Annotated in this window: 12 protein-coding genes; 6 read left to right on the top strand and 6 right to left on the bottom strand. The window is 66.4% G+C overall.

Annotated elements, in window-relative coordinates:
• Positions 1-158 precede the first annotated feature (158 nt).
• Together AADZ78_RS01815 and AADZ78_RS01810 are read right to left on the bottom strand one after the other, a co-directional pair.
• Positions 159-1,637 (bottom strand): hypothetical protein, encoded by a 1,479-nt coding sequence (locus tag AADZ78_RS01815; protein ID WP_085248927.1) that lies wholly within the window; start codon positions 1,635-1,637, stop codon positions 159-161.
• Positions 1,634-2,626, bottom strand: coding sequence for a hypothetical protein (locus AADZ78_RS01810; RefSeq protein WP_085248928.1), 993 nt, complete (start codon positions 2,624-2,626; stop codon positions 1,634-1,636). The genes AADZ78_RS01815 and AADZ78_RS01810 overlap by 4 nt, the downstream gene beginning before the upstream one ends.
• A gap of 156 nt (positions 2,627-2,782) precedes the next feature.
• Between AADZ78_RS01810 and trmB the strand changes: the two genes are divergently transcribed.
• The 3 genes from trmB (at position 2,783) to AADZ78_RS01795 (ending at position 7,232) form a co-directional block, all read left to right on the top strand.
• Positions 2,783-3,559, top strand: a complete 777-nt coding sequence (trmB, locus tag AADZ78_RS01805; RefSeq protein WP_085248956.1) for a tRNA (guanosine(46)-N7)-methyltransferase TrmB — start codon at positions 2,783-2,785, stop codon at positions 3,557-3,559.
• 4 nt (positions 3,560-3,563) lie between these two features.
• The gene (locus AADZ78_RS01800) at positions 3,564-4,265 is read left to right on the top strand and encodes an NYN domain-containing protein (protein ID WP_085248929.1); all 702 of its coding nucleotides are present in this window, start codon (positions 3,564-3,566) and stop codon (positions 4,263-4,265) included.
• 66 nt (positions 4,266-4,331) lie between these two features.
• Positions 4,332-7,232, top strand: coding sequence for an MMPL family transporter (locus AADZ78_RS01795; protein ID WP_085248930.1), 2,901 nt, complete (start codon positions 4,332-4,334; stop codon positions 7,230-7,232).
• A 105-nt stretch (positions 7,233-7,337) separates the two neighbouring features.
• On the opposite strand, the gene AADZ78_RS01790 is transcribed toward AADZ78_RS01795, so the two are convergent.
• Positions 7,338-8,471 carry an AI-2E family transporter gene (locus tag AADZ78_RS01790; RefSeq protein ID WP_085248931.1) on the bottom strand — a complete coding sequence of 378 codons (1,134 nt, stop codon included), beginning with the start codon at positions 8,469-8,471 and terminating at the stop codon, positions 7,338-7,340.
• Between the two features lie 138 nt (positions 8,472-8,609).
• On the opposite strand from AADZ78_RS01790, the gene AADZ78_RS01785 reads away from it, so the two are divergent.
• On the top strand, positions 8,610-9,806 hold the full coding sequence (locus tag AADZ78_RS01785; RefSeq protein WP_085248932.1) for a lysylphosphatidylglycerol synthase transmembrane domain-containing protein: 1,197 nt from the start codon (positions 8,610-8,612) through the stop codon (positions 9,804-9,806).
• On the opposite strand, the gene AADZ78_RS01780 is transcribed toward AADZ78_RS01785, so the two are convergent.
• Positions 9,803-10,288, bottom strand: a complete 486-nt coding sequence (locus AADZ78_RS01780; protein ID WP_085248933.1) for a hemophore — start codon at positions 10,286-10,288, stop codon at positions 9,803-9,805. The genes AADZ78_RS01785 and AADZ78_RS01780 overlap by 4 nt on opposite strands.
• Before the next feature lie 224 nt (positions 10,289-10,512).
• On the opposite strand from AADZ78_RS01780, the gene AADZ78_RS01775 reads away from it, so the two are divergent.
• Complete coding sequence (locus AADZ78_RS01775; RefSeq protein WP_085248934.1) at positions 10,513-13,455, top strand: MMPL family transporter; 2,943 nt, start codon at positions 10,513-10,515, stop codon at positions 13,453-13,455.
• Complete coding sequence (locus AADZ78_RS01770; protein ID WP_085248935.1) at positions 13,452-13,979, top strand: helix-turn-helix domain-containing protein; 528 nt, start codon at positions 13,452-13,454, stop codon at positions 13,977-13,979. The genes AADZ78_RS01775 and AADZ78_RS01770 overlap by 4 nt, the downstream gene beginning before the upstream one ends.
• 14 nt (positions 13,980-13,993) lie before the next feature.
• On the opposite strand, the gene AADZ78_RS01765 is transcribed toward AADZ78_RS01770, so the two are convergent.
• A complete protein-coding gene (locus AADZ78_RS01765; protein WP_085248936.1) occupies positions 13,994-14,683 on the bottom strand; it encodes a hypothetical protein in 690 nt (229 codons plus the stop codon).
• On the bottom strand, positions 14,680-15,312 hold the full coding sequence (locus tag AADZ78_RS01760; RefSeq protein WP_085248937.1) for a hypothetical protein: 633 nt from the start codon (positions 15,310-15,312) through the stop codon (positions 14,680-14,682). Before AADZ78_RS01760 ends, AADZ78_RS01765 begins: the two co-directional genes overlap by 4 nt.
• Positions 15,313-15,332: the final 20 nt, after the last annotated feature.

Raw genomic sequence — 15,332 nt, 5'->3', positions numbered from 1 at the left:
TCGGTCGGTTATCGGCTTGTCGGATCGGGTGAATCACTGGTGCATGTGCCAGGCGCGGCTGTTAACACCCTTAACGCTTTCTTACAGATTATCGTGCATTACTTGTCGCGGAAGGTCTGGACGGGTATAAGCCTCCTCACAGGACCGATTCAGAAGGTTCAGTTTCCGGCGCTAGTGGTTCGGTTGGGTATACCCGGTTCCCCGAGTTCTGCACGCACCGCATCGAGCGCGGCCTGGATCGCCGGCATCTCCCGGTCCCGCATTGCCGCGGCCCGCGCCGCGGCAATGCCGTGTTCGCGCAGTTCGCTGTCAACGGCACTGACCTGGTCGGCAACCCGGGCGTTCTCGGCCTCATCACGTGCAGTTAGCGCAGTGCTCAGCAATGACTCGGCGATCAGCACGCGACCGGCGACCAGCTGCTCCGCCACCAAGCGCAGCGATGCCGTGACCTCGCCCGCCCAGCGGTCGAGCAAAGCACGATCATGTAACAGGCCGCGGGTGCGAACCACCCAAACGGTGACCCCGAGTCCGACCGCCGCACATGCCACGACGCCGAAGCTCACCAGTCCGGGAGCCAGGCCAGGCAGCACGCCGGCCACCAGGCGGCTCAACGTCAGCGCTGTGCCCAGCCCGAATCCGGCACCCAACAGCATCATCAGCCGGGTTTCCAGCCGTCGCGATTGCAGCGGCGGGGCCGAAACCGCGACGGTCGGCGGCTCGTCGAGTGGCGGCGGCGACACCGGCACGCCCATCGTCTGGGCGACGTCGGACAACCGTGCGTCGGTTCCATCGGCCACCTCGGCGACAACCTCTTGGACCCGGCTACGGGTGTAAGCCTCGAACCCGGTCAGTTGCCGACGCGACAAGCTCGCGATGTCCTCCTGCAGCTCGTTGCGAACCGACGAGCAACGGTTGCGGGCGAAGTAGGACAACTGAACCCGAGCCTGCTGGATCTGACCGCGCAGCGTAATAGAGCGTTCCGACTTCGACTGGCGCTGGTGCCGCAGCGCGACGCTGCGCTCCCGGCGCAACGCATCGACCCGGGCCCGCCTCCCGGCGCCCGCGGCGTCACGATCGAACCGCTGCGCGACCGTCTGGAGCCGAGATTCCCACGCCCGCAGCCTGTTTCGTCGCACCATATCCGGGTCGACGAGCTGCTCACGCACGATCGCGACCAGCTCGTCCACACGCGGCTCGCCCACTTCGGGTGCGGCGGCTGCCCCAACCCAGGGCACCTGCGCGTAGCGAGGCACGTGCGCGGCCAGCTTGTCGCGGTTGCCGGTCAGCACCTCACGCCAGCTGCGGTGCACGTCGATCTTGGACACCACACCAACCACCACATCGGTGTGCTCGGCCGCGGCGTCCAGAAGTGTGCAGTCCGAATCGGTCAGTCCGGCCGCGGCGGAAACAACAAACACCACCGCCAGGGGCGCAGTACCGACGGCCAGCTCCAGCGACTCGACAAACGTGTGTTGCGGCAGCCGGTCACGCAGCGCGGCGACGACACCGCTGACGCCGGCCAGCCACGGACCGGTCACCAAGACCACGTCGCGACGGTTGATGGCCGGCGAATCCAGCCGCCGCCCGATCGCCGCCACCAGCGCGTCCACCCGGGCGGCCGGATCGTCACCGGTCACACCGCCTCCCCCGCCCGCGACCAAAGCCGAAGTGATCCCCGGGCGATATCGGCGCCGCACGCCCGCTGCACGTCGCACACCGGGGCCCCGCTGTACCGGTGCCAATGCACCGCCCGCGGCAGCGGTGCGGCTGGCCCGAGGTCCAACCCGGCCGCCTCGACCACATCGATGGCCGCCGCCATCCTGGCGATCACGGTGTCGTCGCGGGACAGGAACTCGCTGATGTCCGGGTCAGAGACGGCCAGCGCTTCCAGTTCCGTGACTGCCCGCAACACGCGGCGGTAATAGGCCTCGGCGCCGGCGGCAATGAGCTTGTCGATGACGGCGTCGACGCCGCTGACGCGCCGCCACAGGGTCCTGATTTGTGCGGCGCTCTTGCCCCGCCGGGCCGCCGCAATGCCAAGCGCCGTGCCGAATAGATCGAGGGTTTGCAGCAAGCGCTCCCGGTCCTCGGTCGGCACCGGGAGCTGCGCCGCCAGAAAATCCTCGGAGCCGCTATCCAGGCATTGGGAGCCGCCGGGATGCGCGGCCAGCGCCCGCAGCGCGGCCCAGGATCCGGCATCGAGGTCGTCGAGCGCTGCGGCGGCGAGCAACCCGATCATTGGCTCCACGGGCACTCCGATCAGCGCGGCGAGCTGCGCACACCGAGCCTGCGCGGCGCAGCCGAAACCAGCCAGGTCGGCCTTGTTCAGCACCACCACCACGGGACGCCGCGCAGCGGCCAGGGCCTCCCGGTCTTCGGGCTTGAGGACCTCGACTGTCACATACAGCGCCACGTCGGCACGCTCGGGCGGTGTCACCGTGATGCCCGGTGTCACCCGATCCAGGACACGCGCCACCGTGGCACAACCCACGCCACGCCGGCCGTTGACCGCCACCCGCAACGGCCCGGCCACTCGCTCGGCGATCGCCGTGACCCGCTGGTCAGCGGCCCCGGCGACGAATTGCGTCAGCTCGTCAACGAAAACCTGATGCCCGTGTCCCCTCATATCCCGCCCTGCTCGGCCGTATCACTGGCGACGATCGGTTGGCCCCACCGCATGGTGACACTTGCGCCGCCGAGACGCGAGCCACCGCTCGCTGTTACCAGCCAAAGGCAACTGTTGGGTATCAATCTGGACCAGGGGCGGCTACATCCGCGGTTCATGAGCCACCATGGACGAATGCATGCGCAACCCGGGGTGGAGGTGCCTCCCGACACGCCGGCAAGCTTCGACGCAGGGAACCAGGGGGGCTCCTGGGGTTATTTGCCCGCAACCAGTTTTCGGTCACGACGCTCCGCTCTGTCCACTGTCCAACGTCAGACCTGGGAGCGGCTCTGGCCCGAGCTGGGCAGGCAAGCGTTGCCCCGGTCCGGGTCACCCCTGGACACGCGTGGCTGGTTTGGCCACGACGCACCACTTGTGCTGGAGATCGGCTGCGGCAGCGGCTCGTCGACGCTGGCGATGGCACAGGCCGAGCCGGATATCGACGTGATAGCGGTCGAGGTCTACCGCCGCGGCCTAGCGCAGCTGCTTTGCGCGATCGACCGTGACCAGGTACCCAATATCCGGTTGATCCGCGGCAATGGGCTTGACGTGCTGCAAAACCTGATCGCCCCACAGTCGTTGACCGGTGTTCGGGTGTTTTTCCCCGATCCGTGGCCCAAAACACGCCACCACAAACGCAGGTTGCTGCAGCCGAGCACGATTGCCCTCATCGCAGACCGGTTACTCCCCGGTGGTGTCCTGCACGCCGCGACCGACCATCCCGGCTACGCCGCGGACATCGCCGAAGCCGGCGACGCCGAACCCCGGCTGGTGCGCGTCGATCCCAGCACCGAACCACTGCCGATCTCCGTCGTTCGCCCCACCACCAAGTACGAAACGAAAGCCCAGCATGCGGGCAGTGCCGTCACCGAATTGCTCTGGAAAAGACGATAAATAGATGAGCCTGACCGAAGAAGTGGCTACCCAGACCTCCGAGCCCATACGGTGCGGGACCGGCCTGACCGGCTACGCAGCGCCGGTGGCACGGGTCCTGCTGGTATGGGACGCTCCGAACCTCGACATGGGCCTGGGCTCGATCCTGGGCCGCCGGCCAACGGCACTGGAAAGACCCCGCTTCGACGCGCTGGGTCGCTGGCTCCTGGCCCGAACGGCCGCCGTCGCGGCGGGTCGTCCGGGCGTCACGATCGAACCCGAGGCCACCGTTTTTACCAACATCGCGCCCGGCAGTGCCGAAGTGGTGCGGCCCTGGGTGGACGCACTGCGCAACGTCGGGTTTGCGGTATTCGCCAAACCCAAGGTTGACGAGGATAGCGACGTCGACCGCGACATGCTCGGTCATATCGACCAGCGGTACCAGGAGGGCCTGGCCGCCCTGGTGGTGGCTTCGGCCGACGGTCAGGCGTTTCGCCAACCGCTCGAGGAAATCGCCCGCGACGGAACCCCTGTTCAAGTCCTCGGATTTCGTGAACACGCTAGTTGGGCGCTAGCGTCGGATAGCTTGGAGTTTGTCGACCTGGAGGACATTGCAGGTGTTTTCCGGGAGCCGCTGCCGCGAATTGGGCTTGATTCGCTACCTGAGCAGGGGGCTTGGCTGCAGCCGTTCCGGCCGCTGTCCTCGCTGCTGACCTCGCGTGTGTGACAACCGGCGCGTCTTAAAACTGAAGAGCAAATGCGCGGGTCGGTAACGATCCAGTAAGGAGCTTACGTGTTCGCCTGGTGGGGTCGAACTGTGTACCGCTACCGGTTCATCGTAATCGGGGTCATGGTCGCTCTGTGCCTTGGTGGCGGCATTTTTGGGCTGAGCCTGGGTAAGCACGTCACACAAAGCGGCTTTTATGACGAAGGCAGTCAATCGGTAAAGGCGTCGGTGCTCGGCGACAAGGTCTACGGCCGCGACCGAAGCGGTCACATCGTCGCGATTTTCAAAGCCCCGGACGGCAAGACCGTCAATGACCCGGCGTGGTCGAAGAAGATCACCGACGAGCTCAACCAATTCCAGCGGGACCATTCCAACGAAGTGCTCGGATGGGCCGGGTATCTGCGAGCGCCCGACACCACCAACGCGGTCGTCAAAGGCATGGCCACCGACGACAAGAAGTACACCTTCGTGTCCATCCCGCTCAAAGGCGACGACGACGACACCATCCTGAATAACTACAAGGCCATCCAGCCCGCTCTGCAGAAGCTTGACGGCGGCACCGTCCAGCTTGCCGGCCTGGATCCGGTGGCCGAGGCATTGACCGGCACCATCGCCACCGACCAACGACGCATGGAGGTGCTGGCGCTGCCGTTGGTGGCCGTGGTGCTGTTCCTGGTGTTCGGTGGGGTGATCGCGGCCTGCCTGCCGGTAATGGTGGGCGGCCTGAGCATCCTCGGCGCCCTGGGCATCCTGCGGTTGGTCGCGGTCTTCGGGCCGGTGCACTTTTTCGCCCAGCCCGTCGTCTCGCTGATCGGTTTGGGCATTGCGGTGGACTACGGACTTTTCGTGGTGAGCCGATTCCGGGAAGAGATCGCCGAAGGCTACGACACCGAGGCCGCCGTGCGACGTACCGTCATGACCGCCGGGCGGACGGTCGCGTTCTCCGCGGTGCTGATCATGGCCTCCGGGGCGAGTCTGCTCATGTTGCCGCAGGGCTTCGTCAAGTCGCTGACCTACGCGCTGCTCGCAGCGGTCGGGTTGGCCGCCCTGCTGTCCATCACCCTGCTTCCGGCCTGCCTGGGCGTCCTCGGCCGCCACGTCGACGCGCTCGGAGTGCGGACCCTGTTCCGGGTGCCGTTCCTGCGGAACTGGAAGGTCTCGCGGGCCTACCTGAACTGGCTCGCCGACCGGCTGCAGAAGACCAAGACCCGCGAAGAGGTCGAGGCCGGCTTCTGGGGCAAGCTCGTCAACTGGGTGATGCGGCGGCCGCTAGTGTTCGCCATCCCGATCGTCTTCGGCATGATCCTGCTGGTCATCCCGTTGTTCAACCTGTCACTCGGCGGCATGAGCGAGAAATATCTGCCACCCGACAACGCGGTTCGGCTGTCGCAGGAGCACTTCGACCAGCTCTTCCCCGGCTACCGCACCAATCCGCTGACGCTGGTGATCCAAACCACCAACCACCAGCCTGTCACCGATCAACAGATCGCCGACATCCGCAGCAAAGCGATGGCGATTAGCGGGTTCATCGAACCGGACAACAACCCAGACAACATGTGGCAGGAGCGCAGCTACGCGCCCGGTGCATCGAAGGATCCGTCGGTGCGGGTCCTGCAGAACGGGTTGAAGAATCCGGGTGAAGCGTCGAAGAAACTCGAAGAGCTACGCGCGATCTCAGCCCCCAAGGGGCTCGAGGTGTTCGTCGGCGGCACCCCCGCACTGGAACAGGATTCCATCCATAGCCTGTTCGACAACATGCCGGCGATGTTGGTCATCCTGCTCACCGCCACCACGCTGTTGATGTTCCTGGCCTTCGGTTCGGTGGTGCTGCCGATCAAGGCAGCGGTGATGAGCGCGTTGACCCTTGGATCCACCATGGGCATTCTGACGTGGATATTTGTCGACGGACACTTCTCGAAGTGGCTGAATTTCACGGCCACGCCGTTGACCGCGCCGGTAATCGCGCTGGTTGTCGCCGTCGGGTACGGGTTGGCCACAGACTACGAGGTCTTCCTGGTCTCGCGCATGGTCGAGGCGCGAGAACATGGCATGTCGACCCAGGAGGCGATCCGTATCGGCACCGCGACCACCGGTCGCTTGATCACCGCGGCGGCGCTGGTCCTAGCCGTGGTCGCCGGTTCGTTCGTGTTCTCCGATCTGGTGATGATGAAGTACCTTGCCTTCGGTTTGATGGCGGCGCTGCTGCTCGACGCGACCGTGGTGCGGATGTTCCTGGTGCCGTCGGTGATGAAGCTGCTCGGCGACGACTGCTGGTGGGCTCCGCGCTGGATGCGACGGGTGCAGACCCGCATCGGGCTGGGTGAGATTCACCTGCCCGACGAGCGCAAACGTCCCGCCGGCAACGGGCGAACCGCGCGGCCTCCGGTCACGGCCGGGTTGGTCGCCGCAAGTGCCGCTGGGGGCCCGCGCGCACCGCACGACCCCACTCACCCTGCCGCGACCGAGGCGCCGCGGCTGACACGCTCGGTCCCGGCAGCCCTGCCGGAAAGCAAGCCCAGCCCGAACGGGCCGTCGGGCGCGAAAACCACGCAGATACAAACCCGTTCGAGTCAAGCGGCCGCCACGGAGCCCCCGACGACCCGCCTGACCGCACCCGGCAAGCAGGGCACGCAGCCCGGGCCCAACCGAGAACGGCCACCGGCGGCGCCGACATCGCCGCCGGCGCCGCCGACGGCGCCGTCGCCCCCGTCCGCCGGCCAGACCCGGGCCATGCCGATTCCCGGAAACCGGTCCGACAAAGCCCAGGGCGACCCGGCCGACAAGACCGCCGCGCTCCCGATCCAGCGATCGGGAGGAACTGACTCCGAGGCGGCCACTGAGAAGCTGAATGCCCGCGGGCAGAACGACAATGGCACCGACAACGGCACCGATCAGACGCGGCGCCGTCGCGCCGGCGGCGGCGGGGTCAGCGCGCAGGATCTGCTGCGCCGCGAGGGCCGTATCTAGCCGCGAGTGTGAACTGGCGGCTTCGAGCGTGAGCTCACGGTCGAGTTTCCGCAATTTCGCCGCCCACGTTTCACCCTCAGAACCCAGGATTCACAGTCAAAGCACTTAGCCCTCGTCGGGCTTATCCCGTTCCGCCGTCACGATGGCCTTTTCCTCGTCACTTTGTTCCTCGGCCTCGTCTTCCGCATCCTCGGCTAGCAACACCTGCATGGCGTTGTTCAAGAACGCAACCGTCGGGACCGCCAGCAAGGCACCGACGATGCCGGCAAGCACGCCGCCGGTCGAGATGGCCAGCACCACCGCCAGCGGGTGAATCGAGACCGCGCGACCCATCACCAGCGGCTGCAGCAAATGGGCTTCGAGTTGGTTCACCGCGATGAGCAAACCAAGGGTGAGCAGCGCGTAGACCAGCCCCTTCGCCAGCAATGCAACCACCACCGCCAGCAGGCCAGACACTAGGGCACCGATCAGCGGGATGAAGGCGCCGAGGAACACGATCGAGGACAGCGGTAGCGCCAGCGGTATGCCCATGATCGCGAGCCCGGTGCCGACGCCGATCGCATCGGTCAACGCCACCAGGAACGTGGCCCGCACGTATCCAATCAGCGACCCGTATCCGGCGCGCCCGGCCTCTAGGACCCGGTCCCGGACGTGGACCGGGACGAGCTTGGCGACGTACCGCCAGATGTTGCGGCCGCCGTACAAAAAGAAGATCAGCGTGAACAGCGTCAATACCGCCGCGGTGACCAATTCGGTGATGGTGGCCGCGGTGGACAGCGCGCCACTGGTCAGCTTCGCCTGATTGTTGCGCAACGCCTCGATCGCGGCGTGATGCGCATTGTCGAGCTGCTCGCCGCGCAGATGCGTCGGTCCCTCGATCAGCCATCTGCGGCTGGAGTCGATGCTGTGCTCGACCTGCTTCACCAGGTCGGGCAAGCCACCGATGAACTGGGTGACGACGAACGTCAGCAGGCCACCCAGGACCGCGAAACCACCCAAGATGACCAGTGACACCGCGGCACCGCGCGGCAGCCCACGCTTGTCCAGCCAGTCCACCACCGGCACCAGCAACGCACTCACCATCATTGCCAGCAACACCGGAACGACAATGATTTCAAGCTTCTTGACGACCCACAAAAGCGCGACCGCGGCGGCCAGGATGACCAACAAACGCCACGACCAGGCCGCCGTCTTGCGAACCAGGGGTGTTACCGACACATCGTCGAGGCTTGCCGACATCCGGCAAGCGTATCTGGGGACCGTGTCGATCAGACGCCATCGGAGGTCACGTCATAGCTGGCACGATCCGGTTACGAGCCCGACACAGTCGGCGACGTGCGGCGATTGCGGCGCCACCTGCACCGTTACCCTAATCAGGTGTCGCACGACGCGCCCGCCCGCAAGCTCCTCGCCCAGCGCCCGGAGGCTACGCGCGGCAAATACTGGTGGTTGCGATGGGTGGTGCTGTCCATCGTCGCGATCGTCCTCGGCGTCGAGGTGGCACTGGTGTGGGATCAGCTTGCCAAGGCCTGGATGAGCGTGTACCAGGCCAACTGGTGGTGGCTGGTTGCCGCGATGCTGGCGGCGGCGGCGTCGATGCACAGCTTCGCCCAGATCCAGCGCACGCTGTTGCGATCGGCCGGTGTGCACGTCAAACAGTTGCGGTCGGAAGCCGCCTTCTATGCCGCCAACTCGCTGAGCACCACGCTGCCCGGCGGGCCGGTGCTGTCGGCGACGTTCCTGCTCCGCCAGCAACGCATCTGGGGTGCCTCGTCGGTCGTGGCGTCGTGGCAACTGGTGATGTCGGGGCTGCTGCAGGCCGTGGGGTTGGCACTGCTGGGGCTGGGCGGCGCTTTCTTCCTGGGCGCCAGGAACAACCCGTTCTCGCTGCTGTTCACCCTCGGTGGCTTCGTCGCATTGTTGCTGCTGGCCCAGGCGGTGGCTTCGCGGCCGGAGCTGATCGAAGGAATCGGCAGCCGGGTGTTGTCGTGGGTCAACTCGATCCGCGGCAGGCCAATCGACACCGGGTTGGACAAGTGGCGGCAGATACTCATGCAACTCGAGTCGGTCAGCCTGAGCCGGCGCGACATGGGGGTGGCGTTCAGTTGGTCACTGTTCAACTGGATCGCCGACGTAGCCTGCCTCGCCTGCGCCGCCTATGCCGCGGGCGACCACGCCTCACTCGCCGGATTGACGGTGGCCTACGCGGCGGCCCGCGCGGTCGGCACCATCCCGCTGATGCCGGGCGGTCTACTGGTGGTCGAGGCAGTGCTGGTGCCTGGCCTGGTATCCAGCGGCATGGCCTTGCCGAACGCTATCTCGGCGATGCTGATCTATCGGCTGATCAGCTGGCTATTTATCGCCGCGATCGGCTGGGTCGTGTTTTTCTTCATGTTCCGCACCGAGAAAACCGCCGACTCAGACACCGGCGACGACCCGCCAACCGACCCGGACCTGCGGCTGCCCATCCAAAGCCACCGCAACCCCTTCCAGCCCTTCGAAGACCCGGCCGAAACCGCTCTGCAAGGTCCGCTACCGCCGGACCGAGATCGCGACGCCGACGACCGCGCTTAGTCGGCGTGATTTGACCGCGTCGTCGTCGGCCCCGGCAGCGGCCCGGCCGGAAGCCCGCCGGGCAGACCCGGCAGGCCACCCGGACCTTGGGCCGCCTGCGCGAGGCCGAGCGCCTGCGGAAGCGTGACCGGCAGCTTGCACTGCGTCGACAAATGGATCAACGGTTGCGAAAGCGACTGCAGATCGCCGGCGGCCTTGGGATTGGCCTCGAAATAGCCTTTCAGCGATCCCAGCGATCCCAGCGATCCGTGCCCCGCCGGCTGCTGCAATGCCGCGGTCATCGCCTGGTTGGTCTCGGGATGTGCATCCAGATAGTCACCCGTCTGCTTGGCGACCGAACCGATCGTCCTGGCCACTTCGCTGGCAGCACATGGATCCGACGCGCTTCGGGCCGACGGCACGGCGATCCCCGCGCCCGGCAACGCGGCGGCGATCAGCGCTGCCAACAGCCCGAGGCGCACCGTTGTAGTGGTCGGCTTCATGAATAGCTCCTTGGTGCGACGATCATCGATAGCGGCCCCCCGACCCCAAAGACAAGGCCCCACACGGCCATCGGTCATCCTGCCATAGGGGCTGTCCGGGGCTTGGACGCGGCAGAATCGTTGCAGCTCAGCAACCGAGAAGCCGACATAATCCACAGTGCTCTGCGGTAGGCTCGCGGTCACGCGTTGCGCGAGACATACGGGAGACCGACATCCAGCAGTTCATGATGCGCCTGAGCCGCAACCTGCGCAGGTTCCGCTGGTTCGTCTTCGCCGGCTGGTTGCTCGCGCTGGCGCCGGCGGTCTACTTGGCGTGGGCGCAGTCTGGCAATCTCACCGGCGGCGGTTTCGAGGTAGCCGGGTCGCAGTCAATTTTTGTCCACGACCAACTCATCGCTGCCTACCCCGACCTGGGAGCCTCCTCGTTGGCGCTGGTGGCCGCGCCCCGCGCCGACGCCAGTTACGAAGACATCAACGACGCGGTCGCCCAGCTGCGACAGATCGCCAGCGAGTTCCCCGGCGTATCGGAGGTGCCCAACCCCACCCAACGGCCGCCGCGACCCGACCGGCCTTATGTGGTGTCGCTGCGGCTGGATGCGCGCAATGCCGGCACCAGCGACGTCGCCAAGAAGCTCCGCCAACGAGTCGGCGTCCATGGCGATCAGTCGGGACAGACCGCGAATGGCCACGTGCGGCTCTATGTGATCGGGCAGGGCGCGCTCTCCGCCGCGGCGGCGGCAAACACCAAACACGACATCGCCGCCGCCGAACGCTGGAACCTGCCGATCATCCTGATCGTCTTGCTCGCGGTGTTCGGTTCGCTGGCGGCCGCGGCGATCCCGCTTGCCCTCGGGGTGTGCACGGTCGTCGTCACGATGGGCTTGGTCTTCCTGTTGTCGATGCACACCACCATGTCGGTGTTCGTGACGTCGACGGTGTCCATGTTCGGCATCGCGCTCGCCGTCGACTATTCGCTGTTCATCTTGATGCGCTTTCGTGAGGAGCTGCGTTCCGGCCGTCAGCCTGCCGATGCCGTGGACGCCGCGATGGCGACGTCGGGGCTCGCGGTCGTATTGTCTGGCCTGACCGTCATCGCCTCCCTTACCGGCATCTACCTGATCAACACCCCGGCACTGAAGTCGATGGCCACCGGAGCGATTCTGGCGGTCGCTGTCGCGATGCTGACGTCGGCCACCCTGACGCCGGCGGTGCTGGCGACGTTCGGCAGGGCAGCGGCCAAAAGGTCAGCGTTGCTGCACTGGTCGCGCCGTCCAGAAGCCACGGTGTCTCGGTTCTGGACGCGCTGGGTCGGATGGGTTATGCGCCGGCCATGGATGTCGGCGTTGGCGGCATCGGCCGTCTTGATCGTCATGGCCCTCCCGGCGACATCGATGGTGCTGGGCAATAGCTTGCTGCGCCAGTTCGACTCGTCACACGAGATCCGCGCCGGAGTGGCAGCAGCATCCCAGGCGCTCGGCCCCGGCGCCCTGGGGCCGGTTCAGGTGCTGGTCCGATTTCCGCACAGTCCTGATATCCAAGCCTCCGCACCCGAACATGCCCAGACGATTGCCGCGATCCGCGAGCGCATGACGCAGGCGCCCAACGTCGCGTCGGTGGCGCCGCCCGAATTCGCCGACAACAACCGCAGCGCCCTGCTCAGCGCGGTGTTATCGGTCGATCCCGAGGACATGGGTGCCCGGCAGACGGTGGACTGGATGCGAACCCAGCTGCCCAAGGTCGCCGACGGCGGTTCCGCACGCGTCGACGTCGGCGGGTCGACAGCGCTGATCAAGGACTTCGACGACCGAGTGTCGGCAACCGAACCGCTGGTGCTGATCTTCGTTGCACTGATCGCGTTTCTCATGCTGTTGATCTCGGTCCACTCGGTTTTGTTGGCGCTCAAGGGCGTTCTAATGACCCTGCTGTCGGTTGCGGCCGCCTACGGCAGCCTAGTGATGGTCTTCCAGTGGGGCTGGGCGGAACGACTCGGTTTCCCGCACCTGAGTTCGATCGATAGCACGGTGCCCCCACTGGTGCTGGCGATGACGTTCGGGTTGTCGATGGACTACGAGATCTTCCTGCTCACCCGGATCCGGGAACGCTTCCTACAAACCGGCCACACCCGCGATGCGGTTGCCTACGGCGTGAGCACCAGCGCGCGCACGATCACCAGCGCCGCGCTGATCATGATCGCGGTGTTCTGTGGGTTCGCGTTCGCCGGCATGCCGCTGGTCGCCGAAATCGGGGTGGCGTGTGCGGTCGCGATCGCCGTCGACGCCACCATCGTGCGCCTGATATTGGTGCCGGCGCTGATGGCGATGTTCGCCAAGTGGAATTGGTGGCTGCCAGGATGGTTGGCCCGGGTCTTGCCGTCCGTCGACTTCGACAGGCCGCTGCCCGAGGTCGACCTCGGCGACGTCGTGGTCATCCCCGAGGACATCACCGCGGCGATGGCGCCCAGTGCGGACTTGCGCATGGTGATCAAATCGGCGGCGAAGCTCAAACACCTTGCGCCCGATGCCATTTGCGTGCCGGATCCGCTCGCCTTGACCGGTTGTGGACGTAACGGGGACGAGCCGGAGCAGGTTCTGCAAGAAGGTGCCGCACTCGCTTCAGCGGTCAGCAAGGTCGGCCTGGCCTACCGTAACGGCATCGCCCGAGCGATGTCGTGGGCAGAGCGCCCGGTTCACCCGGTCACCGTCTGGCGGGGTCGGCTATCGGTCGCCCTCGATGCGCTCGAGACCACTGCGACGGCTCGAACCACCTATGAGCGCCGCAGCCCGGTCGAGACCACCAACGTGCAATTGCCCACAGGCGACAGACTCCGGATTCCGACCGGCGCGGAAACGCTGCGTCTCAAGGGCTACTTGATCATGTGCCGTAACAGCCGCCGCGACTTTGCCGAATTTGCTGACATGGTCGACACGATGGAACCCGAGACCGCCGCAGTGGTGCTGGGCGGAATGGATAGGTATTACTGTTGTCAACCGCTCGGCCAGTCTGCAAGGCGGCAATGGATGGCCACCCAATTGGTTCGACGACTGGCGGATCCACATCCGTCTGACCTCGATGATGACGAGATCGAACCGGATGCCAGGGCAAACTGGGAGGAGGTCAGACAGCGCTGCCTGTCGGTGGCCGTGGCGATGTTGGAGGAGGCGAGGTGACGTTGGCAGCCGACCAGCGGAAACCTGCGCCCGCATCGCCGTCACAGGGGTCCTTGCAAAGACCCCAGGCGAACCCGAGCCCCCACGACCCGGACCAACCGGTGGAGTTCTGGTCCACTGCCGCCATTCGTTCGGCGCTGGAGGGCGGCGACATCGCCACCTGGAAAAGCATTGCCGCCGCCCTGAAACGCGACCCCTACGGGCGGACGGCCCGCCAAGTCGAGGAAGTCCTCGACGGCGCACGATACGGCATCTCCAAAGCGCTGTGGGAGGTGCTGGACCGCGCCCGCACGCACCTGGAGGCCAACGAGCGAGCCGAGGTGGCCCGCCACGTGAAGCTGCTCCTGGATCGTTCGGGCCTCGAGCAGCAGGAGTTCGCCTCCCGCATCGGCGTGACCCTGCAGGACCTGGCCGCCTACCTCGACGGCAGCGTCAGCCCGTCGGCTTCGCTGATGATCCGGATGCGCCGGCTCTCCGACCGGTTCGTACGGGTCAAGAACTCGGGCACGGCCGAGTCCAATTGACGTGAGCTGATCGGCTAGCGCGCGCTGATCGGTGCCACATCCAGCACCAGCCAGTCATCGCCCCGCTTGGTCAGCGTCACCCGCACCGCGGGCGCCGCCTGACTGGTCGGCTGGCCGGGCACGTTCTGGGTGACTCGGAGAATCACCGCGACGCTGGCCGCGGCCGGTCCGAGGGCCTCGACGCCGGCCGACAGCGTGGCCGCCTGTGCCGTGACTTTGCGCTGCGCCAGATCCGCGCTGGACTTGGCGTATTGCTCCTTGAACGCGCCGGCCCGTTCCGGCACCATCATCGCCGCGGCCTTGTCGACGGAGGCCGCCGGGGCGGTCGGGGAGAACGACGCCACCGCCTCCGCCATCCCGGTGGCGATCTGTACCACCGTTCGGGAATCCCGCTTGAAGTCCTGATCCGGCGTCGTCCAATGCAGGTAGCCGGTCAGCACGGCGGCCGACAGGGCGGCCGCGCACAGCACGGCAACGGCCAAGCGCAGCCCGGGCTCGTCGTCGTCGGTGCCGACGGTCACCGCATCGCGGCGAAACAGCCAGAAATTGACGGCCACCCCTTCGACGATCAGCAGCACCAATACCGAACACGTCGAAACCCACCACAGCGGCCAGCCGAGCACAACGCCGATTGCCAGCAGCGCCGCGATCGCGGCCAGCGGCGCCATGATGTCGAAGGCCACCAGCCGCCATGCGTTTCTCATCGGATTGATTCCAGCTTGGAGATCATCAGCTTGCCGTCCACGTTGGAGACGTCGAGTCGCAGGCTCCAGTGCACCGTCTGTGGCTTGGCGCCGGCATTTTCGGCAACCGACGTCGCGACGACCAGCACCGAGTCTGTCCGGGTGGCGAACGGCGGCAGCTTCGTAATCACCACGGGCCGGGCGGCACCTGGCTGGGTATCCAGGTCGTGGTGCACCGTTTCGACCGCCACCGCCTCGATCCGGCCGGTGCTGTGTGTCTGCAGCTTCTCCACCACCTGGCGGTAGGGCTGTACGGCGGCGTCGAAGTCGGTGTTGAGCTGACCGACTGTTCCGTCGTGCAGTCGCTGCAGGCTCGCGTCCACGTTGCCGGCGTTCATGTTGATCAGCACATCGGTCCATTCGGCGGCGGTCCGGATGACCCGGGTCAGATAGGCGCGCTCACCCGCGTCGTCGCGATGCCCGTGCCAGATCAGCACGCCGAGCACGACCGCGGCCACCGACACCACACCGAGGACCGTCGAGGCGATGCCGTAGGGCGAGAACATCGCGGCATTCGACGTCTCGGGCTCCACGGCATCGGCGTCCACGGCATCGGGCGCTGGGTCATCGGGCTCTGGGTCGTCTGACATGGCCCGATCGTTGCACCCGA

Source organism: Mycobacterium riyadhense (assembly GCF_963853645.1).
GTDB classification, from domain to species: Bacteria; Actinomycetota; Actinomycetes; order Mycobacteriales; family Mycobacteriaceae; genus Mycobacterium; species Mycobacterium riyadhense.
Note: the sequence above shows the minus strand (reverse complement) of the source record. Positions and strands in the feature narration are given on the sequence as shown.